Here is a 20,033-nt window from a genome sequence, read left to right as displayed (position 1 = left end):
AAGTTCGGCCCGCCGCGATTTGCAAATCCAACAGGATGCCCCAGTTGCCCTTTTCTGCGGCTCTCTGTATCCTGACAAAAGGCTCGATATCATGATTGCCGCGGGGGATTTGGTGCATGAAAGATTCCCGCAGTTCTCACTGCTGGTAATTGGAGATGGTCCATCGGCAGGGGATCTAAAAGCCGCAGCTAAAAGTCGGCCTTGGATGCATTTACTGGGCGTTAAAACAGGGCGAGAGAAAGCCCTTTATTTTCGGATGGCCGATGTGATGTTTAACCCTGGTTTGGTCGGGTTGCATATAGTCGATGCGTTTTGCGCCGGTTTGGTAATGGTTACAACGAAGGGCGCACGACATTCGCCGGAGGTTGCTTATCTTGAGCAGAATGTAAATGGCGTTATGACCGGCGACAGTTCACAGGAATATGCGGCCGCAGTAATTGAGCTGTTTTCGTCATCGCAGCATTTGGCTGCAATGAGGGGCGCCGCACTTTTGGGTAGTGAAAAATACACCATTGATAATATGGTGGCTAATTTTGCAGATGGGCTTTTTAATGCAACCCGTTCGGGTTGAGTGAGTCTTTGTGACTCTATTGAAGACAGCTTAGTAGACCTTTTTGGTGGTTGGAGCATGCCTGCCAGATGGTGCCGCCAATCGGCGTATCGACGTGCCCCCGACCGCTACTTGACGACAACCTTAAGCCCCAGTCGGACCTAGAAGGCGCGCCAGACCGTTGCCGCCCTAAAATGAATGCGGGAGCCGCAGTGCGTCGCACTGGGCTCCCGATATGAGGTAGATGCCAGTAGGTTCTGGCGACGGCAGCGGTACTAGCGCTTACAGATTAGACGCCTTCAAACCAGCCAAGCATGAGCTAGAGGTAGTCACGCCGTTTGAAATGAAGCCAAGCCAATTGAGTCGATTGAATTTCGGATTCTTCATCGCGAGGTTATTTACTGTCACCTTGTCACCGTTGGCTCGTGTCATTTCCAGCTTCCAAACCGCGTTCTGTTGACCCATTGGGGCGGTGACCTTGAACTTGATCCACTGCCCTACGTCAACCGCAGCGACAGTTGTGCCGAGAACTTGTACGCCCTTGGAACTGATGAACATCGTTGGTCCCCCGATGTACGGGCTACTGTCGTCGCGCCACTCGTGCCAGAAGCTGGTGGCGGCATCGACCTGTAAGCTGAACTCGACCGTGGTGGTGCCGGCCGTGTGGTTCAACTTGGCGAACGCCATCGGCTCGTAGCTGTTCTGGAACGTGGAGCTGTCGTAGTAAGCCAGACATTTGCCGCCAGGAGCGTCGGCCTTGTCGATCACCTTCATTGAGTTGCTGTTGTTCCCGAGGACGTAAACAAAGCCTGTCGATGGTCGCGCGCCCGCAGCCGTTCCGGCAATATCGATCGTCCAGTCCAGCCCGGTTGCCACTAGCGGTGGTGGCAGCAGTTCCTTGCCAATCACTGGAGGCAATGTCGCCGCTGGCGTGGCCAGCAGTGACAAGGCGCTCGTCGTGTTCTTGACCCCCAGTGCCGTGTTGATGATCGGCGCCCACATGCTGGAGCTGGTGGAGATCGCCAATGGCGCAGACGTCGTGGTGATCGACGTTTGACCCTTGGTGCAGCCGGCGCCGCAGATGGAGAGGTCCACGGTCGTGCTCAAGCTGCTGGAGACTTCATTGATGGTGGCGACGATCTCCGGCGCAGTTGCCAGTGCGCCAAACACCTGGGGCTTGTTGGAGACAAACAGGTTGGCACGAACGGTCAGGTTGGTTGCCACGTCCAGGCGGCCGACGTTCACGTCCGGGGCGTCGCTGGCAGCGAACACGTTGTTGTGCACCATGTTGTCACGGCCGTATTGCAGGAAGTAGCCGCCGCTGTCGGTGCCGATCACGACGTTGGTCTGCATGACGATGTTGCTGCTGCCTTGGTCGTTGTACAGGCCCCAGGCCCCGCCGCCGTTGCCGCCGTAATGGCGAACTTCGCGAATCACGTTTTGCGTGATCGTCGTGCCTGGCGACTTGCCCAGCGTGTAGATGCCACCCAGGTCAGCCAACTGGCCTTGCCCGATGTTGTAGAGCAGGTTGCCATTGATCTTGTTGCGGCCGGACCCGGCGTCGGCGTAGCCCCAAGTCCAGCCCACGGAGATGCCGGTGTGTGTCGTGCGATAGACGTTGTTCCACTGGACCTGGTTGTCCCAGGTCTGGCCCAGCCAGATGGCTGCCGCACCGGGGAAGAGCTTGCCGGTTTCGGCGACCGTGTTGCCGTTGACTTGATTCACGCCGCTGGCGTAGAAATCGGTGGCACTCTGGCTGGTCAGGCCCACGCGGATGCCGCCCGCGCCCATGTCCGTGAAGGTGCTGTTGGTGACTTTGGAATCGCGCACGCCGTCGCGAAGCCAAAGGCCCCAAGCGGCGGTTTGCGAGACCTGGCAGCGGTCGAACACGATGCCTCGGGCCTTGTTGACTTCGATGGCAGCACCGAGGTCGGTTGCCGACTGGTGGTCGATGAAACCAGCCGCCGGTGTCAGGTAGCGCGTGTGTGCAAACGAGAGGCCGACGAAGCGGACGTTCTGAATCAGCTTGGTGTTCGACTCGCCCTGGACAAGGAAGAGTTTGTCGAGCACGGGAAGCACCGGCGCAACGGTCTGCCCGGCCTCATCCGCCTGGCGGATGTACCGCACCACGCCGCTTTCGTAGATCCACTCGCCGGGGGCGTCCAGCGCGGCGACGACGTTGTCTACAAAGTAGCGTTGCGAGACGCCGAAATTCTGGAAAGGCCAGAGCGACTTGGGGGCCACGCGAACAGCGCCACTCGGTGCGCCGACTGCGCCGATGTGGTGGCGGCTGCTGGTCCAGGAGTGCATGACGTCAACGATGGCCCGGGACTTGTCGGCCGCGCTGAGGTTGGCCAGCCAGGTCAGATCCGGTGCGGCTGGTGCAAACGCCTCGGCGCCTTCGCTGCCGGCGGCATCGGTGCCGAGCACAATGGGTTTCTGGACAAACCAGGCAGAGCCAGCGTTCGGCTGTCGTGCCAGGATGGCCCGTCGACCGTTGACGTAGAGCTGCGCGCCGCCGGCGATCACGGCGGTGTCGGTGGGCGCGGTGAAGCTCAGAGACGTCACCGTTGCGGGAGCAACCTTCTCGCCGAGGGAGACGCCACCGCTGATCGTGACAGTGCCACTTTGTCGCGCTTCGTAGCTGACCGGTGCTGCCGCCGTACCGGAGTCGGCGGAGCTGAAGACTTGTGTGGCGCTGAGTCGGTAAGTGCCGGGACCGATCAGGACCCGAACGGGCAGGCGAACGGCCGAGCCGGCCAGCATGGCGGCCAGCTTGGCCCGGGCCAGCTGCTGTGCACGTCCAATCGTGAGCACGGGGCCGTCCGCGCTGCCAACGGTCAGGGTGCCCCCGGTGGCCGAATCGCTGCCATTGGGTTCGACGTAGATCAGCACCGCTGAGATAGCGTCAGTTGCCGTCGTCGTCGCTGCGATGCTGGCGTTCGCGGTGGCCGTAGCAGTTGTCGAACTGCCGCCTGCCACCACAGTGCCGCTCTGATTGCCTGCCGGCCCGGCTGATGTTGGCGCGCCAGAGGAGGAGGTGCCAGTGGATGTCCCACCCGTCGTGCTTCCGGTTGCAGAGGCAATCCCCGTGGTAGACGAGGAAACGCCGGCATTGGCATTGGCGCCTGCGGCCGACGCTGCGTCGTTTTGCGCCGCAGCGGCCATCGGGGCCGAGGCCGCGCTTGCCGCGGCTTCTGCGGCGGAGGCAGCCGAAGCGCTGCTGATGGCAGCGGAGGCGGCTGGGTCAACTGGCGCAACAGCAGCTTGCGATTGGGGCTGTCCCCCGCCGCCGCCGCCGCCGCCACAAGCGGTCGCGAGGAGAACTGACGAGACGACGGCGCCAGTCAGCATCGAGAGTTGCAAGGGCGAGCGTGGTGCGGAGCGGTACTGCATTGGGAGTGGCCCTGTGAAAGTGAGGAGCAAGTGGGGGCGCTGCTCCGGTCATCATTCTGTCGATTCGCAAAAATTGGAGCCGCCAAATCTGGCACGGTTGCGCGGCGGAGTTCGTAACGCATTTAAACGTTCGCGAACTAGTCCCCGCTCGTACGTTTGCTTACTGGCGACATGAGTTCTCGAATGGCGTACCAAATAAATAGCGAATTTCCGATCAGATATCGCTTCCAGAGGCGTCCAGGCTCCTGGCCCAGACGGAATAGCCATTCGAGACCGTTTTCACGCATCCATTTCGGTGCCTGCTTCTTGGTCCCTGCTATCAGTGCGAACGCCAGCCCAACGCCGACAGCCACAGGCCTGAGCTCGGCTCTATGGGTGTCCATCCAGAACTCTTGTTTGGGGCAGCCCAGGCCGACAAACACCAGCCCAGCGCCGGACTCGTTGATGTGGCGCGCGGTGCCCGTATCAAGTGGCGGCTCGGCAGGCAGCATCGGCGGCGACATCACGCCGGCGATGAGCAGGGCAGGGAAGCGAGTGCGTAGATTGCTTTGCAGTTGCGCCAGTTCGTCAGGCGTGCCACCGTAGAAAAACACGCTGACGCCGTCGGTGGCGGCCCTTTCGCAAAGGTCCAGCACGAGCCCGGGGCCGTAGACCCGCTGTGCGTCCTGGCGCCGGTGCAATGTGCGCAGCGCCCAGACGAGGGGCATGCCGTCGGTGACGACGGCCGTCGCGTTGCTCATCAATTGCGCCAGGCGGGGCGTGCGTTTGGCGCGGGTCAGCATGTCGACATTGGCCACGCAGACAAGCCCACCGGCGGACTGCGTCGCTTTGGCCATGATGGACTCCACGGCGGTGGCCATGGAGCCGACGCTCACCCGAATGCCGAACAACGTGGTTTCTGAAAGCAGGGCGTGGCCAGGGCGCATGAGGATTTCGTGATGTGAACGCTGAGCTTGGCGAAGGGAGCACGTGGACTCTGCCGAAGCTGCAAGACAATTTCAGAGCGAAGTGTCGCGGGTGACTAACGTCCCCCAGGTGGGGTGGCGTGGAATTCAGCTACCGGTCAAGTCGATGAGAATAGCGGCTCGATGAGCCAGCGCGGATGCCGCGTGGCCTAGCTTTTAGGAGAAATATTGAAAATCCTCGTCACCGGCGCCGCCGGCTTCATCGGCATGCATGTCAGCCAGATCCTGCTCGCCCGCGGCGACGAGGTAGTCGGCCTGGACAACCTGAACGACTACTACAGCCCCCAGCTCAAGCATGACCGTTTAGCGCGGCTGACGGGCAAGCCAGGCTTCAGCTTTGTGAAGATGGACGTGGCCGACCGCGAAGGCATGGCCAAGCTGTTTGCCGAGCAACGCTTCGACCGCGTGGTGCATCTGGCGGCCCAGGCCGGCGTGCGCTATTCCATCGAGAACCCGCACGCCTACATCGACAGCAACATCGTCGGTTTCACGAACATCCTGGAAGGCTGCCGCCACAGCGGTGTGCAGCACTTGGCCTATGCGTCCAGTTCCAGCGTCTACGGCGGCAACACGCTGATGCCCTTCTCGGAGCATCACGGCGTGGACCACCCCATCAGCCTCTACGCCGCGACGAAGAAGGCCAACGAGCTGATGGCGCACACCTACTCGCACCTTTTTGGCTTGCCGACGACGGGCCTGCGCTTCTTCACGGTCTACGGGCCCTGGGGCCGGCCGGACATGGCGCTGTTCCTGTTCACCAAGGCCATCATCGAAGGGCGGCCCATCAACGTGTTCAACCACGGCAAGATGATTCGCGACTTCACCTACATCGATGACATCGCCGAAGGCGTGGTGCGCGTGCTGGACCGCACGGCCACGGCCGACCCGGGCTACAACCCCGATCAGGCGGACCCGGCGCGCTCCAGCGCCCCCTACCGCCTCTTCAACATCGGCAACCATGCGCCTATCCAGCTGATGAGTTTCATTGAAGCCATCGAGCAGTCGGTAGGCCGCGAGGCGGTCAAGAATTTCATGCCGTTGCAAGACGGAGATGTGCCGGCAACGCACGCGGACGTAGAGGAGCTGGCGGCCTGGACTGATTTCCGCCCTGCAATGCCAGTACCAGAAGGTATCCAGCGGTTTGTCGCCTGGTATCGGGACTACTACAAGGTCTGACACACGGTGGCATGTCACGTGCTTGCGTTACAAACGCCTGAACCGCTTTTAAAGAACGAGGACAACGAATGAAAGTCACCGCCATCGGTACCGGCTATGTCGGCTTGGTCACTGGCGCCTGCCTGGCCGAGATGGGCAACCATGTGGTTTGCCTGGACGTGAATCCCGAGAAGATCCGCATCCTTAACGAAGGCCAGATTCCCATCCACGAGCCGGGCCTGCTGGAAGTCGTGCGCCGCAACGTGGAAGCCGGCCGGCTGCAGTTCACGACCGACGTCGACATGGCTGTGCAGCATGGCACGATGCTTTTCATCGGTGTCGGCACGCCGCCGGATGAAGATGGCTCGGCGGACCTGCAATATGTCGTGGCGGCGGCCCGCTCCATCGGCCAGCGCATGACGGACTACAAGGTCATCGTCGACAAGAGCACGGTGCCTGTAGGTACGGCGGACAAGGTTCGCGCGGCGATCAAAGAGGAACTGGTCATGCGGGGCCTCGGCGACATGGCCTTTGCCGTCGTTTCCAATCCCGAGTTTTTGAAAGAGGGCGCTGCGGTCGAGGACTTCTCGAAGCCGGACCGCATCATCGTCGGCTCTGACGACGAGCAGGCCACGCTGCTGATGCGCGCCCTCTATGCGCCTTTCAACCGCACGCAGGACCGCATGGTGGTCATGGACGTGCGCAGCGCCGAGTTCACGAAGTACGCGGCCAACGCGATGCTGGCCACGCGCATCAGTTTCATGAACGAACTGGCTCTGCTGGCCGAGCGCGTGGGAGCAGATATCGAGCTGGTGCGCCGCGGCATTGGCTCAGACCCGCGTATTGGCTACCAGTTCCTGTATGCCGGTGCTGGCTATGGCGGCTCCTGCTTCCCCAAGGACGTGAAGGCGCTCGTCAAGGCGGCGGCGGATGCTGGCATCCCCCTGAAGGTGCTGACGGCTGTGGAAGAGGCCAACGAGCGCCAGAAGCACGTGCTGGTGGACAAGGTCGTTGCGCGTTTCGGCGGCGACCTCAAGGGGCGCCGTTTCGCGATCTGGGGTCTGGCGTTCAAGCCGAACACCGACGACATGCGTGAAGCACCGTCGCTCGTCATCATTGACGAGCTGACGAAACGTGGCGCGACGGTGGCCGCCTACGATCCGGTGTCCATGCCCGAAACGGCTCGCGTGCTCGGCCCGCGGGACGACGTGACCTTGGTGGACCGCGCCGAGGCGGCGCTGCAGGGCGCCGACGCGCTGCTGATCGTGACCGAGTGGAAGGAGTTCCGCACACCGGACTTCGATGTCATCAAGGGTTCATTGAAGGCGCCCGTAGTCATGGATGGCCGCAACCTTTACGACCCGAAGCTGATGAAGACGCTGGGCATCGAGCATCACGGCATCGGCCGAGGTGCCCCGCTTTAAAAGCCAGCTAGCAGGCGCGCCGCTTGCTCAGTGGTCGTTGTTGTACTGACGAGGGCGGTAAAAGTGGCAAAAGCAATGATCCTGGCCGCAGGCCAGGGTACGCGTGTGCGACCGTTGACGAAGCACACGCCCAAGCCGATGGTGCCCATCCTGGGCAAGCCAGTGATGGAATACCTGGTCGAGCATTTGGCGCGTTATGACGTCAGGCAGATCATGGTCAACGTGGCGTTCATGCACTGGAAGATCGAAAACTATTTCGGCGCCGGAAATCGCTGGGGGGTCGAGCTTGGCTACTCCTACGAAGGTGTGCGGGAGCAGGGCGAGGTGGTGTGCAAGCCGGTTGGCTCGGCCGGCGGGATGCGCAAGATCCAGGACTTCGGCGGCTTCTTCGACGAGACCTTCATCGTGCTGTGCGGCGATGCGGTGATTGACCTGGACATTGCCGCCTCGGTGGCCGAACACAAGGCCAAGGGCGCGATTGCCACTGTCGTGACGTTCGAGGTGCCGCGCGAGCAGACCAAGAACTACGGCATCGTGGTGGCGGATGCTGACGGGCGGGTGACGTCCTTCCAAGAAAAGCCCAAGCCCGACGATGCCAAGAGCCTGCTGGCGTCAACGGGCATCTACATCTTCGAGCCTGAGGTGCTGGACCTGATTCCGTCTGGTGTCGAGTTCGACATTGGCAGCCAGCTGTTCCCTCTGCTGGTCGAGAAGGGCCTGCCGTTTTTTGCGCAGAACCGGTCGTTCAACTGGATCGACATCGGTCGTGTCACGGACTACTGGGCCGTCACCCAACAGGTGATGGCCGGTGGCGTTGCACAGATGGACATGCCGGGCCGCGAGGTCAAGCCGCAGGTCTGGGTCGGGCTGAACACGTCCGTGGATTGGGACAACGTGCAGATTGAGGGGCCCGTCTATATCGGCTCTAACGTGCGCATCGAGCCGGGCGCCAAGGTCATCGGCCCGACCTGGATCGGTCATGGCTCTCACCTGCGCTGCGGCTCGGTGGTGGAGCGCTCGGTGCTGATGGAACACACGCGCATCGGCGAAGGTATGACGGTGCGCGAGATGATCATCTCGCCGCAATACTGCGTCGATCGCAGCGGCCACACCAGCTATGTAGGGGACGAAGTCACACCGCTGCGCTGGGGTGACGCGCGGGCCTGACCACTGCGGCGGAGCGGTACGTCGGGGCGCAGCTAAACGGGTTGGCTCACGTGTAGATGGTGGAGGCTATCCGTGCAGCGTGTGGTGGCGCTACAGCACGGCTTATGCGGCGCTGATCAACTGACCGGTGATTGACAGCTTTACTTGCCGCAGGTCAGCGGTCAACTCTGACGTCGAACGCTAGTTCAACAGGTTTTGTCGTGCTGTTCGTCCATGACCAACAAATGCGATTGGTTGAGGAGTCGTCAACTTTCCCGGAAGACTTCCAGCCATTTGCGGCTGCAGCGCGAGGAGTTTTTTTACTCCCGTCGACCTGATACACGGTGAAACTCAGGGGTTGGGATGATTCAAAAGACCACAGCAGTTTCTGGCCGGTCGAGAGCGTTTTGCAGAATTCATAGGGTTGCGATGGCAAAACCTTTACTGAACGGGTAAACCTATCGATTCCAGTCCACTGAATGTCGACAGATTGCGCTTGCGCTTGGCAAACAATCATGAACATCAAGCCTGACGCAAACCGGTTGACGACGGGAATGTTGCTTTTCGCCATAAATAAGCTACTCAAAAAGTTTGGCGTCGGTCAGCAAAGGCGCGTTCGCGTCCTTGACGGCCAATATAGGCGTGATGCCTGCCAATGGCCACTCGATGGCGATGGCCGGATCATCCCAACGCACCGCCCCCTCGCACTCCGGCGCGTAGCGCCCGCTGGTCTTGTAGAGGAAGTCGGCCGTTTCGCTGGTGACGACGAAGCCATGCGCGAAGCCCGGCGGGATCCACAGTTGTCGGTGGTTCTCTGCTGTCAGCTCGTAGCCGACCCAGCGGCCGAAGTTCGCGCTGGAGCGCCGCATATCCACGGCGACGTCGAACACCGCGCCTGAGGTGCAGCGCACCAGCTTGCCCTGGGCATGCGGGTCGAGCTGGTAGTGCAGGCCGCGCAGCACGCCGCGCGCGGAACGGGAGTGGTTGTCCTGCACGAAATGCACGTCGTAGCCGAGGGCCGCATTGAAGCGTGACTCCGTCCAGCTCTCCATGAAGAAGCCGCGAGCGTCGCCGAAGACTTTGGGCTCGATAAGCAGGACTTCGGGCAGGGCGGTGGGGATGACGTTCATTTCAGAAAGCGCGGGAGTCGGTCAGCAGCTTGAGCAGGTATTGGCCGTAGCCGTTCTTGGCGAGCGGCTTGGCCAGGGCTTCGAGCTGGGTAGCGTCGATCCAGCCGGCGCGGAAGGCGATTTCCTCCGGGCAGGCGACCTTCAGGCCCTGGCGCTTTTCTAGCGTCGCGATGAACTGGCCGGCTTCCATCAGGCTGTCGTGCGTGCCCGTGTCCAGCCACGCATAGCCGCGGCCCATGATCTCGACATTGAGCTGGCCGCGCTTCAGGTACTCGGCATTGACGTCGGTGATCTCCAGCTCGCCGCGCGGGCTGGGCTTGATGTTGGCGGCGATGTCGCAGACCTGCTCGTCGTAGAAGTACAGGCCGGTGACGGCGTAGTTGCTCTTGGGCGAGGTCGGCTTCTCTTCGATGGATAGCGCACGCTTGGCCGCGTCGAAGTCGACGACGCCATAGCGCTCGGGATCGTGGACGTGATAGGCGAAGACGCTGGCACCGGTGTCGCGCTGGGTCGCGTTGTCGAGCAGGCCGGCGAAGTCGTGGCCGTAGAAGATGTTGTCGCCCAGCACCAGCGCGCTGGGCTTGCCGTCGACGAAATCGCGGCCAAGGATGAAGGCCTGTGCCAAGCCGTCCGGGCTGGGCTGCACGCAGTAGCTGATCTTCATGCCCCAGCGCGAGCCGTCGCCCAGCAGGGACTCGAAGCGTGGCGTGTCCTGCGGCGTGCTGATGATGAGCACGTCGCGGATGCCCGCGAGCATCAGCGTGCTCAGCGGGTAATAGACCATGGGCTTGTCGTAGACCGGCAGCAGTTGCTTGCTGACGGCCAGCGTGGCGGGGTGCAGGCGCGAGCCGGACCCGCCGGCGAGGATGATGCCTTTACGGTTTGTCATCGGAGACCTCGGGTTTCGTTTACAGGATTTCGGTCAGCATGCGCTCGACGCCCTGCTGCCAGTGCGGCAGCTGCAGGCCGAAGCGCTGCTGCAGCTTGGCCGTGGACAGGCGCGAGTTCAGCGGGCGTTGCGCGGGCGTGGGGTAGTCGCTGGTCGGGATGGGCAGGATCTGCTCCGGCGCGACCTTGATGACCTTGCCTTGCTTGCGTGCGAACTCGATGACGAAGCGGGCGTAGTCGTGCCAGTTCGTCTCGCCACCGGCCACCGCGTGATAGGTGCCGCTCAGGGCCGGGTTGGCGCGGGTGGCGCGCAGCATGTGGGCCGTCAGGTCGGCCAGCAGGTCGGCGCCGGTGGGCGCGCCGATCTGGTCGGCGATGACCTTGAGCTGTTCGCGCTCGGCGGCCAGGCGCAGCATGGTCTTGGCGAAGTTGCCGCCGCGCGCGGCATAGACCCAGCTGGTACGCAGGATCAGGTGTTGGCAGCCGCTGGCGCGGATGGCGTCCTCGCCCTCGGCCTTGGTGGCGCCGTAGACGCTCAGCGGCGCGATGGGCGCCTCTTCGTCGCGGGCATGGCTGCCGCTGCCGTCGAAGACGTAGTCGGTTGAGTAGTGCACGAGCAGCGCGCCCAGTCGCCTGGCCTCGATGGCCAGCAGAGCGGGTGTGGTGGCGTTGATCTGGCGGGCGAGGTCGGGCTCGCTTTCGGCCTTGTCGACGGCCGTGTGGGCTGCTGAATTGACAATGACCTGGGGTGCCAGTGCTTGCACGCGGGCCAGCAATTGATCGGGCTGGGTGAAGTCGCCGCCGTCGTCGAAGTCCAGTGCAGTGACTTCACCTGCCACGGCCAGCGAGCGCTGCAGTTCCCAGCCGACCTGGCCGCCCTTGCCGAGTAGAAGAATCTTCATGCGTTGTACTGCTTGGAGACCCAGTCCTTGTAGGCGCCGCTCTGCACGCGGGCAACCCACTCGGGATGGTCCAGATACCACTGCACCGTCTTGCGGATGCCGGTCTCGAAGGTTTCGGCCGGCCGCCAGCCGAGTTCGCGCTCGATCTTGCGCGCGTCGATGGCGTAGCGGCGGTCGTGGCCGGGGCGGTCCTTGACGTAAGTGATCAAGCGCGCGTAGGGCCCGGCCGGGTCAGGCCGCAGTTCGTCAAGCAGGGCGCAGACGATCTTGACGATGTCGATGTTGGCCTGCTCGTTCCAGCCGCCGATGTTGTAGGTCTCACCGAGCTTGCCGCCGGCCAGCACGGCGCGGATGCCACTGCAGTGGTCGGTGACATAGAGCCAGTCGCGGATCTGCTGGCCGTCGCCGTAGACGGGCAGGGGCTTGCCCGCGAGCGCGTTGACGATCATCAGCGGGATCAGCTTCTCGGGGAAGTGATACGGCCCGTAGTTGTTCGAGCAGTTGGTCGTGACGACCGGCAGGCCATAGGTGTGGTGCCAGGAGCGCACGAGGTGGTCGCTGGCGGCCTTGCTGGCCGAGTAGGGGCTGTTGGGCTCGTAGGGGTTGGTCTCGGCGAACGGCGGGTCGTCGGCCTTCAGCGAGCCATAGACCTCGTCGGTCGACACATGGTGGAAGCGAAAAGCCGCCTTGGCCTCGGCCTCCAGCCCGCCCCAGTAGGCGCGGGCGGCTTCGAGCAGCGTGAAGGTGCCGTCGACATTGGTCTTCATGAAGGCGCCGGGGCCGCTGATGGAGCGGTCGACGTGGCTCTCGGCCGCGAAGTGCACGAGGGCGCGCGGCTGGTGCGTGGCCAGCAGGCTGTCGACGAGGGCGCCGTCGCAGATGTCGCCCTTGACAAAAATGTGGCGGGCGTCGCCGTCCAGGGAGGCGAAGTTTTCAGGGTTGCCGGCGTAGGTCAGCACGTCGAGGTTGACGACCGGTTCGTCTGACTGGCGCAGCCAGTCGAGCACGAAATTGCTGCCGATGAAGCCGGCGCCGCCGGTCACAAGGATGGTCATTGATCGATTCCGATTTAAGCCGCAAGAGTGTCGCGCATCCTGGCGAGGCGATGAAACGCAACAGGCCCGGATCACCGGGCCTGTTGCGGAGCAAGCCCGGCTCAGGACCTGCCGTACGTGTCCTCGAAGCGCACGATGTCATCCTCACCGAGGTATGAGCCGGACTGCACTTCGATGATCTCCAGCGGCACCTTGCCCGGGTTGGCCAGGCGGTGCGTCTGCCCCAGCGGGATGTAGGTGGACTGGTTCTCGGTCAGCAGGATGGTCTTGTCGCCGTTGACGATCTCGGCCGTGCCGCAGACGACGATCCAGTGCTCGGCACGGTGGTGGTGCATCTGCAGGCTCAGGGACGCGCCCGGCTTGACCATGATGCGCTTGACCTGGTGGCGCGGGCCGTTGTCGATGCTGTCGTACCAGCCCCAGGGGCGGTGCACCTTGCGGTGCAGGGCGTGCTCGCCGCGCTGCTCGGCGCCCAGACGGTTGACGATCTGCTTGACCTCCTGGCTGCGCGCGCGGTCGCTGACCAGCACAGCGTCGGCCGTCTCGACGACGACGATGTCCTTCAGACCGACGACACCGACCAGGCGGCTGGTGGCGTGCACCAGGGTGTTCTGGCTGTCTGCAATGATCGCGTCGCCGACGAAAGCGTTGCCGCTCTCGTCCTTCTCCGACACCTGCCAGACGGCTTCCCAGGCGCCGAGGTCGTTCCAGCCGGCGTCCAGCGCAATCATGCGCAGCGGAATGTCGGTGCCGGGGCAGCGTTCCATGACGGCGTAGTCCACGGACTCGCTCGGCACGAGGGCAAATTCGGCCTTGCCGGGGCGTACGAACTTGGCGTCGGTCTTGCGAGCGGCCCAGGCGGCGCGAGTGGCCTCCAGGATGTCGGGGCGGAAGCGCTCCAGCGCCTTGACCCAGACGCTGGCGCGCAGCACGAACATGCCGCTGTTCCAGTAGTAGTCGCCCTCGGCGAGGTAGCGCTGGGCGGTCTCGAGGTCGGGCTTCTCGACGAACTGGGCCACCGCCAGGCCGCCGGCATCGCCCTGGGTGCGGATATAGCCATAGCCGGTCTCGGGCCGGTCGGGCGTGATGCCGAGGATGGCGATGGCGCCTTCGGCGGCAATGCGAACTGCATCTTGCAGCGCTGCGGTGAACGCGGCGCCGTTCGTGACCGTCTGGTCGGCCGGCGTCACGGCGAGCACCGGGTCGTTGCCGCCTTCAAGTGCAGCCAGCGCAGCCAGCGTCAGCGCGGGCGCTGTGTTGCGGCCCAGCGGTTCGAGCAGCACGCTGCTGGGCTCCTGCTTGGTCTCGCGCAGTTGGTCCAGCACCAGGAAGCGGTGCTCTTCGTTGCCGACGATGCAGGGGTCGGCCAGTTCGAATTCGGGCGAGGCGAGGGCAGCCAGACGGCGCGCCGCAAGCTGGAACAGGCTCTCGTTGCCCGACAGCACGAGGAACTGCTTGGGATAGCCGGATCGCGACAGCGGCCACAGCCGCGTGCCGGAGCCGCCGGCCATGATGACGGGAAGAACGGAGGTCTTGGAAGCCATGGTGCTTTCAGTTCAGTCGAAACCTTGGGGATTGGTGTGCTGCCAGCGCCAGCTGTCCTCGCACATGCGGGCCAGATCCAGCTTCGCCTCCCAGCCAAGCAACTCGCGGGCCATCGTGGGGTCGGCCCAGCAGGCGGCGATGTCACCCGCACGGCGAGGGGCGATTTCATAGGGCACGCTGCGGCCGCTGGCGGCCTCGTAGGCGTGCACCAGTTCGATCACGCTGTAGCCACGGCCGGTGCCGAGGTTGACGGTCAGCGAGCCGGGTTGGTCCAGCAGGCGGCGCAGCGCGGCGACATGACCTTCGGCCAGGTCGGTCACATGGATGTAGTCGCGCACGCCGGTGCCGTCGGGCGTGGCGTAGTCGCTGCCGAAGACCGACAGCTTGGCGCGCCGGCCGACGGCCACCTGGGCGACGTAGGGCATGAGGTTGTTGGGCGTGCCGCGCGGGTCCTCGCCGATGCGGCCGCTCTCGTGGGCGCCGACCGGGTTGAAGTAGCGCAGGCAGGCGGTCTGCCAGCCGGGATCGGCGACGCCGAGATCACGCAGGATCTGCTCGCCCATCAGCTTGGTGGCGCCATACGGGTTGGTGGCCGAGGTCGGGGCGTCCTCCCGCAGCGGCAGGCTCTCCGGCGCGCCGTAGACGGTGGCGCTGGAGCTGAAGACGATGCGCATGCAACCGTGGCGCTTCATGACCTCGCAGGTGTTGACGAGGCCGCCGAGGTTGTTGCGGTAATAGGCCAGCGGCTGGCTGACCGATTCGCCCACCGCCTTGTAGGCAGCGAAATGCACGACGGCGGCCGGCCGGTAGCGGTCGAAGATCTCGTCCATCTGCGCGGCGTCGCAGACGTCGGCACGTTCGAACTCGATAGGGGACTGTGCGAGTTCCGCCAGGCGCTCAAGCACGCGGGGCGAACTGTTGGTGAAGTTGTCGACCCCGACGACACGGTAACCGGTGCGTTGCAGCGCAAGCCATGTGTGCGAGGCGATATAGCCGGCCGCACCGGTGAGCAGAACGGTGATCATCAGTAGAGGATGGCTTGACCGGTACAGCCATAGCTGCTGGCGTTGTAGACGTACTGCGGCACGCTGTTGTCGCGGTTGATCCGGTCGTACTGGCAATTCAGGCTGAAGGCCCGGGAGAAGGCCCAGCGCAGACCGAGGTTGTAGCTCTTGGTGTCGTCGAGGGCATCGAGCACGGTGGCGCCAGAATCGCTTCTGCGCCGGGCATTGCTGTTGCTCGTTTTGGCGCTCAGACTGATCTTGCTCGTCAAGGCATAGCTGCCGCCAAATTGCCAGATGGTGTAAACGCGGTTCAGGTCGCCCGAGCTGACCGCACTTTCCTGGCCAGTGTCGCGGGAATACAGCGAATTGAACTGCAGCTTGGCCGTTGGCTGCCAGGCCCAGTTGATGGAGCCGGTGGTGCCGCTGAAGTCCCGCAACTGCGCGAGGCTGTTTTGGCTCTTGCTACGGCTGATTCGAGAGTTCAACGTGCTATGACCGCCGAGCGTCCAGCGCGCTGTCAAATCGACATCGTCCCGGCTGTAATCGTTGCGAGCCCTGAGTTCCTTGGGCAGCAGGGTGTCGGGATCGATCTCAATGAGGCCAGTGCGATAGCGCGGGTTATTGCCTTTAGTGTGCCGACCCACGAGGCCCAGCCGTAAGTTGCCGGCGGGCGTCCCATAGATGCCCAGCGAGCCGGTGTTCTGACGGAAGACCAGGTTGTCGTAGGCCTCTGCCGTGAAGCTCCTGCTGCGCTGCAGCCAGCCCGCTTCAAGTGTGTAGCGCGTGGCAACACCCAGGCGAGCGAGGGCCTGGTACTCGTTGCTACTCTCGATATTCTTTTCGAAGAATTGCTGAACGTTGCTGCCGACATTGAAGTCGGCAAGTGAGCGATCCGACTTCGCGCTGAATACGCCGGAAAGATTGCCCACCGTCTGCCAGTTCAACGCGCCGCGCAGGCTGTGCGAACGGTAGTTCAGCTCTCGATTGCTCGAATAGCGGTTGTTCTGCAGCGACCCGTCCAGCGTCAGATGCTGGCGACCCAGGCGCTGGTCGATGCCGCCGAGCAGGCCGGCGCTGGTGACCGTGTCACTGTTAGGCGCGCTGGACTGTCGGTAGACGTTGGACACGTGCGAGACGCCCAGCGAGCCGCCAGCGTAGAACGGTGTCGTGTCATCCGTCTGGGCCTGGGCCGAGTGCGTCAGTGCAGCAAAGGTGGCAAGAGCGGCAAGCCGGATGCGGCTGGGCATTTGATAGGTCTTAGTAGGCATGACGGTCGAACACCACCAGCCGCACCGTGCGCAGGATGATCTGCAGATCGAGGGCCAGCGACCAGTTGCGCAGGTATTCAAGATCGTATTCGACGCGCGCGATCATCTTGTCGATGGTGTCGGTCTCGMCGCGCAGGCCGTTGACCTGGGCCCAGCCGGTGATGCCCGGCTTGACCTTGTGGCGCACCATGTAGGCCTTGATGAGCTGGCGGTATTCCTCGTTGTGGGCGACCGCATGCGGCCTGGGACCGACGATGCTCATGCGGCCCTGTAAAACGTTGATGAATTGCGGCAGTTCGTCCAGCGAGGTGCGGCGTATGAAGGCGCCGAAGGGCGTGATGCGCGAGTCGCCCTTAGTCGCCTGCTTGACAACGGCGCCGTTGTCCTGGGTGCGCATCGAACGGAACTTGTAGACGATGATCTCCTCGCCATCCAGGCCATTGCGGCGCTGCTTGAAGATGACGGGACCGGGGGAACTCAGCTTCACGCCTATGGCCAGCGCCAGCAGGATGGGCGAGATCAGAATGAGGATGAGCGCGGACAGCACGATGTCGCTGACCCGCTTGATGAGCTGGTTGGTGCCGGTGAAGGGCGTCTCGCAGATGCCGACGACCGGCACGCCCGAAATGTCTTGCAGCCGGCCCTGGATGATGCTGATGCCGAACACGTCGGGCACGAAGAAGAGCGAGGCCGTCGTGCCCTGCACCTGCTCCAGCAGCTCGACGATGCGCGGCTGCGAGCCCAGCGGCAGCGTGATGTAGACCTCGCGCACGCCTTTTTCACGCACGAACTCGCTCAGCCTGGACAGCGGCCCGAGCAGCTCGGCGCCGGCATCCGGGTGCAGGCGTTCGCGGTTGCGGTCGTCGAAATAGCCCAGGCAGATCACGCCCTGGTTGTCGCGTAGCGCCCGCGTGACCTTGTGGCCCAGGGCCCCCGCGCCGACAACGACGGCCGTGCGCCGCGCGCTGGGGTCGCGCGCCCGCCAGCCCTGCACGCGGCGGCCGATCTCGATGGCAATGATCTGTGCGACCGGGGTGATGGCGGCCCACCAGATCAACACCTCGTTYTCGAAGTAGTGCAGGCTGCKGGTSGCRTAGCCGCACAGCAGCAGGATGCCCAGCAGCACCAGCCAGGACGAGACGACGTCGACCAGCGCGCTAGCCGGGTGATCGTTGAAGCGGTTGCGCCCGGGGAAGGTCAGCGCGAACACCAGCAGGCACAGCGTCAGCGTGGGGCGCATGACCGGCTCTTCGAAATGGCCGTTCACGAGCAGGAAGGTCAGCACGATGATGCCGGGCTCCAGGAAGGCGGCAATCAGCGATTCGACCGACTGCGGTGCGCTGTAGAACGTCCTTTTGTAGCTTCGATCCTCGAACATCGTGGCAGTCGGTGGCCTGGGTAAGGGTTATTGCTTGCAAAAAGCGATCCGGGATTCTCTACCAACAATTTTGACAACCGTTGCGGGCCCGTCCCCTGTTCAGGGTCCGCTGCCTACAATCTTGCGCATGTCTGCCCCCTGGCCTTTGCCCCCCCTGTCGCCGCTGCTGATGCCAGCCCTGCAAGACCGCCTGGTGCTGCTCATCAACCATGTCGTTTCGCGTGAACCCATCGCCACCAGGCGCCTCCAGCCGCTCGCTGGGCGCGCGCTGGTCGTCCACCTGGCGCGCTGGCCGGCGCTGCTGCCGGCGGCGCCCGATTTGATACTTGGCGTCACACCTGCGGGCCTGTTTGAGCGGCTGGAGGCGCCACCGCCGGGCGCGGGCGGCCTGCGCATCGAGATCGACGCTTCCAATCCGGCGAAGCTTGCCTTGGGCGCGCTCACGGGTGAGGCGCCCGGCGTCAGCGTGCAGGGTGATGCCGCCTTTGCCGGCGAGATGCACTGGCTGATGGACAACTTGCGCTGGGACATCGAGGACGATCTGGCCGGCATCGTCGGCCCCTTGCCGGCCCGGCAACTGGCCCAGTTCGGCCGCACCTTGCGGCGCACCCTGTCGGGCATGACCGAGCGCTTCGCGCCCAAGATGTCCGGTAACGGCGCATGAGGTTTGTCTCCCGGCTGCTTGTCATCCTGTGGACGATCTGGCGTTTCGGCCTCGACGACCTGGCCCTGTCGGGCCTGCGCCGGCGGCGTTTCCAGGTCCTGAGGCGCGTCACGCGGCTGGGCCGCCGCTGGCAGGAGCCGCGCGGCGTGCGCCTGCGCCTCGCTTTGGAGCACCTGGGCCCCATTTTTGTGAAGTTCGGCCAGGTGCTGTCGACGCGGCGCGACCTGCTGCCCATCGACGTCGCGCAGGAGCTGGCCAAGCTGCAGGACCGCGTGCCGCCTTTCCCGGCCGCGCAGTCGCGTGAACTGGTCGAGCGCGCCTTCGGCCAGCCGCTGGAGGCCTTGTTCGGCAGCTTCGACGCCGAGCCCGTGGCCAGCGCCAGCATTGCCCAGGTGCACTTCGCGACGCTCAAGGACGGCCGCGAGGTCGCCGTCAAGGTCTTGCGCCCGGGCATGCTGGACATCATCGACGACGACTTGTCGTTGATGCGCCGGCTCGCCGTGTGGGTCGACCGCTTCTCGGCCGACGGCCGGCGCCTGAAGCCGCGCGAGGTCGTCGCCGAGTTCGACATGTATCTGCACGACGAGCTGGACCTCGTCCGCGAGGCGGCCAACGCTGCGCAACTGCGCCGCAACATGGCCGGCCTGGACCTGGTGATGGTGCCCGAGATGCACTGGGACTTCTGCAAGCCGGAAGTCATCGTCATGGAGCGCATGAAGGGCGTGCCGATCTCGCAGCGCGCCGTGCTCGAAGAGGCCGGCATCGACATCAAGAAGCTGGCCCGCGACGGCGTCACCATCTTCTTCACCCAGGTGTTCCGCGACGGCTTCTTCCACGCCGACATGCATCCCGGCAACATCCAGGTCAGCCTGGCGCCCGAGACCTTCGGCCGCTACGTGGCGCTGGACTTCGGCATCATTGGCACGCTGACCGAGGTCGACAAGGACTACCTGGCGCAGAACTTCATAGCCTTCTTCCAACGCGACTACAAGCGCGTCGCCGAGCTGCACATCGCCTCCGGCTGGGTGCCGCCCGAGACCCGTGTGGACGCGCTTGAGAGCGCGGTCCGCGCGGTGTGCGAGCCTCATTTCGACCGGCCGCTGAAGGACATTTCCCTCGGCCAGGTGCTGATGCGTCTGTTCCAGACCTCGCGCCGCTTCAACGTCGAGATCCAGCCCCAGCTTGTGCTGCTGCAGAAGACCCTGCTCAACATCGAGGGCCTGGGTCGTCAGTTGGACCCGGAGCTGGACCTCTGGGCCACGGCCAAGCCCTTCCTGGAGCGCTGGATGAACGAGCAGGTCGGCTGGCCGGCGCTGACCAAGCAGCTGCAGAAGGAGGCGCCGCGCTTCGCCCAGCTCATCCCCGCTCTGCCGCGCCTGCTGCACGACGCGCTGAAGAACCAGGCCCAGCGCGGCGGCGACGCCGACATGCGGGCGCTGGTGCGCGAGCTGCGCAGCACCAACCGCCTGCTGTCGGGCCTGCTCTGGGGCGCCACCGGCTTTGCCTTCGGCATCAGTCTTGCGTGGCTGGCGCTGCGCTTTCTGGACCTCGGCTTCTAGCTCG

At 64.0% G+C, this 20,033-nt stretch carries 17 protein-coding genes; 6 read left to right on the top strand and 11 right to left on the bottom strand.

Going from position 1 to position 20,033, the window contains the following annotated elements:
* A partial coding sequence (locus ACXRVZ_RS14500; protein ID WP_458232515.1) for a glycosyltransferase family 4 protein occupies positions 1-571 on the top strand: 571 nt, incomplete at its 5' end.
* A gap of 261 nt (positions 572-832) precedes the next feature.
* On the opposite strand, the gene ACXRVZ_RS14495 is transcribed toward ACXRVZ_RS14500, so the two are convergent.
* The gene (locus tag ACXRVZ_RS14495; protein WP_457422350.1) at positions 833-3,445 is read right to left on the bottom strand and encodes a right-handed parallel beta-helix repeat-containing protein; all 2,613 of its coding nucleotides are present in this window, start codon (positions 3,443-3,445) and stop codon (positions 833-835) included.
* Positions 3,446-4,083: 638 nt separating this feature from the next.
* Positions 4,084-4,872 (bottom strand): WecB/TagA/CpsF family glycosyltransferase, encoded by a 789-nt coding sequence (locus ACXRVZ_RS14490; protein ID WP_457422352.1) that lies wholly within the window; start codon positions 4,870-4,872, stop codon positions 4,084-4,086.
* 207 nt (positions 4,873-5,079) lie between these two features.
* Between ACXRVZ_RS14490 and ACXRVZ_RS14485 the strand changes: the two genes are divergently transcribed.
* The 3 genes from ACXRVZ_RS14485 (at position 5,080) to ACXRVZ_RS14475 (ending at position 8,657) form a co-directional block, all read left to right on the top strand.
* On the top strand, positions 5,080-6,087 hold the full coding sequence (locus tag ACXRVZ_RS14485; RefSeq protein WP_457422353.1) for an NAD-dependent epimerase: 1,008 nt from the start codon (positions 5,080-5,082) through the stop codon (positions 6,085-6,087).
* Between the two features lie 68 nt (positions 6,088-6,155).
* Positions 6,156-7,490: a UDP-glucose dehydrogenase family protein gene (locus ACXRVZ_RS14480; RefSeq protein ID WP_457422355.1), complete on the top strand. Its 1,335-nt coding sequence runs from the start codon at positions 6,156-6,158 to the stop codon at positions 7,488-7,490.
* 75 nt (positions 7,491-7,565) lie between these two features.
* Entirely contained in the window at positions 7,566-8,657 is a 1,092-nt protein-coding gene (locus ACXRVZ_RS14475) for a sugar phosphate nucleotidyltransferase (RefSeq protein WP_457422357.1), read from the top strand.
* A 154-nt stretch (positions 8,658-8,811) separates the two neighbouring features.
* Here ACXRVZ_RS14475 and ACXRVZ_RS14470 read toward each other — a convergent pair whose 3' ends face one another.
* The 9 genes from ACXRVZ_RS14470 to ACXRVZ_RS14430 form a co-directional block, all read right to left on the bottom strand.
* Complete coding sequence (locus tag ACXRVZ_RS14470; protein WP_458232514.1) at positions 8,812-9,207, bottom strand: hypothetical protein; 396 nt, start codon at positions 9,205-9,207, stop codon at positions 8,812-8,814.
* A gap of 7 nt (positions 9,208-9,214) precedes the next feature.
* Positions 9,215-9,766 carry a dTDP-4-dehydrorhamnose 3,5-epimerase gene (rfbC, locus tag ACXRVZ_RS14465; RefSeq protein ID WP_457422359.1) on the bottom strand — a complete coding sequence of 184 codons (552 nt, stop codon included), beginning with the start codon at positions 9,764-9,766 and terminating at the stop codon, positions 9,215-9,217.
* A gap of 1 nt (position 9,767) precedes the next feature.
* Positions 9,768-10,655, bottom strand: coding sequence for a glucose-1-phosphate thymidylyltransferase RfbA (gene rfbA / locus ACXRVZ_RS14460; protein WP_457422361.1), 888 nt, complete (start codon positions 10,653-10,655; stop codon positions 9,768-9,770).
* A gap of 19 nt (positions 10,656-10,674) precedes the next feature.
* Positions 10,675-11,556, bottom strand: coding sequence for a dTDP-4-dehydrorhamnose reductase (gene rfbD / locus ACXRVZ_RS14455; protein ID WP_457422363.1), 882 nt, complete (start codon positions 11,554-11,556; stop codon positions 10,675-10,677).
* Positions 11,553-12,611 carry a dTDP-glucose 4,6-dehydratase gene (gene rfbB / locus ACXRVZ_RS14450; protein WP_457422365.1) on the bottom strand — a complete coding sequence of 353 codons (1,059 nt, stop codon included), beginning with the start codon at positions 12,609-12,611 and terminating at the stop codon, positions 11,553-11,555. The genes rfbD and rfbB overlap by 4 nt, the downstream gene beginning before the upstream one ends.
* Before the next feature lie 101 nt (positions 12,612-12,712).
* Positions 12,713-14,155, bottom strand: coding sequence for a mannose-1-phosphate guanylyltransferase/mannose-6-phosphate isomerase (locus ACXRVZ_RS14445; RefSeq protein WP_457422367.1), 1,443 nt, complete (start codon positions 14,153-14,155; stop codon positions 12,713-12,715).
* A 12-nt stretch (positions 14,156-14,167) separates the two neighbouring features.
* The gene (gene galE, locus ACXRVZ_RS14440) at positions 14,168-15,181 is read right to left on the bottom strand and encodes a UDP-glucose 4-epimerase GalE (protein ID WP_457422369.1); all 1,014 of its coding nucleotides are present in this window, start codon (positions 15,179-15,181) and stop codon (positions 14,168-14,170) included.
* Positions 15,181-16,407, bottom strand: a complete 1,227-nt coding sequence (locus ACXRVZ_RS14435) for a hypothetical protein (protein ID WP_457422371.1) — start codon at positions 16,405-16,407, stop codon at positions 15,181-15,183. Before ACXRVZ_RS14435 ends, galE begins: the two co-directional genes overlap by 1 nt.
* A 10-nt stretch (positions 16,408-16,417) precedes the next feature.
* Positions 16,418-17,806, bottom strand: a complete 1,389-nt coding sequence (locus tag ACXRVZ_RS14430; protein WP_458232513.1) for an undecaprenyl-phosphate glucose phosphotransferase — start codon at positions 17,804-17,806, stop codon at positions 16,418-16,420.
* 127 nt (positions 17,807-17,933) lie between these two features.
* On the opposite strand from ACXRVZ_RS14430, the gene ACXRVZ_RS14425 reads away from it, so the two are divergent.
* Both ACXRVZ_RS14425 and ubiB read left to right on the top strand, forming a co-directional pair.
* Positions 17,934-18,470, top strand: coding sequence for a hypothetical protein (locus ACXRVZ_RS14425; protein ID WP_457422375.1), 537 nt, complete (start codon positions 17,934-17,936; stop codon positions 18,468-18,470).
* A complete protein-coding gene (gene ubiB / locus ACXRVZ_RS14420; protein ID WP_457422377.1) occupies positions 18,467-20,029 on the top strand; it encodes a ubiquinone biosynthesis regulatory protein kinase UbiB in 1,563 nt (520 codons plus the stop codon). Before ACXRVZ_RS14425 ends, ubiB begins: the two co-directional genes overlap by 4 nt.
* Positions 20,030-20,033 lie beyond the last annotated feature (4 nt).

It is taken from the genome of Roseateles sp. P5_E8 (assembly GCF_054177665.1).
Note: the sequence above shows the minus strand (reverse complement) of the source record. Positions and strands in the feature narration are given on the sequence as shown.

Excerpts from the sequence above, each read along its gene's own strand:
- rfbD (WP_457422363.1), bottom strand. The coding sequence starts at position 11,556 with ATGAAGATTCTTCTACTCGGCAAGGGCGGCCAGGTCGGCTGGGAACTG.
- ACXRVZ_RS14490 (WP_457422352.1), bottom strand. The coding sequence starts at position 4,872 with ATGCGCCCTGGCCACGCCCTGCTTTCAGAAACCACGTTGTTCGGCATT.
- ubiB (WP_457422377.1), top strand. The coding sequence starts at position 18,467 with ATGAGGTTTGTCTCCCGGCTGCTTGTCATCCTGTGGACGATCTGGCGT.
- rfbA (WP_457422361.1), bottom strand. The coding sequence starts at position 10,655 with ATGACAAACCGTAAAGGCATCATCCTCGCCGGCGGGTCCGGCTCGCGC.
- ACXRVZ_RS14480 (WP_457422355.1), top strand. The coding sequence starts at position 6,156 with ATGAAAGTCACCGCCATCGGTACCGGCTATGTCGGCTTGGTCACTGGC.
- ACXRVZ_RS14445 (WP_457422367.1), bottom strand. The coding sequence starts at position 14,155 with ATGGCTTCCAAGACCTCCGTTCTTCCCGTCATCATGGCCGGCGGCTCC.
- rfbC (WP_457422359.1), bottom strand. The coding sequence starts at position 9,766 with ATGAACGTCATCCCCACCGCCCTGCCCGAAGTCCTGCTTATCGAGCCC.
- rfbB (WP_457422365.1), bottom strand. The coding sequence starts at position 12,611 with ATGACCATCCTTGTGACCGGCGGCGCCGGCTTCATCGGCAGCAATTTC.
- ACXRVZ_RS14435 (WP_457422371.1), bottom strand. The coding sequence starts at position 16,407 with ATGCCCAGCCGCATCCGGCTTGCCGCTCTTGCCACCTTTGCTGCACTG.
- ACXRVZ_RS14470 (WP_458232514.1), bottom strand. The coding sequence starts at position 9,207 with ATGGCGAAAAGCAACATTCCCGTCGTCAACCGGTTTGCGTCAGGCTTG.
- ACXRVZ_RS14425 (WP_457422375.1), top strand. The coding sequence starts at position 17,934 with ATGTCTGCCCCCTGGCCTTTGCCCCCCCTGTCGCCGCTGCTGATGCCA.
- ACXRVZ_RS14475 (WP_457422357.1), top strand. The coding sequence starts at position 7,566 with ATGATCCTGGCCGCAGGCCAGGGTACGCGTGTGCGACCGTTGACGAAG.
- galE (WP_457422369.1), bottom strand. The coding sequence starts at position 15,181 with ATGATCACCGTTCTGCTCACCGGTGCGGCCGGCTATATCGCCTCGCAC.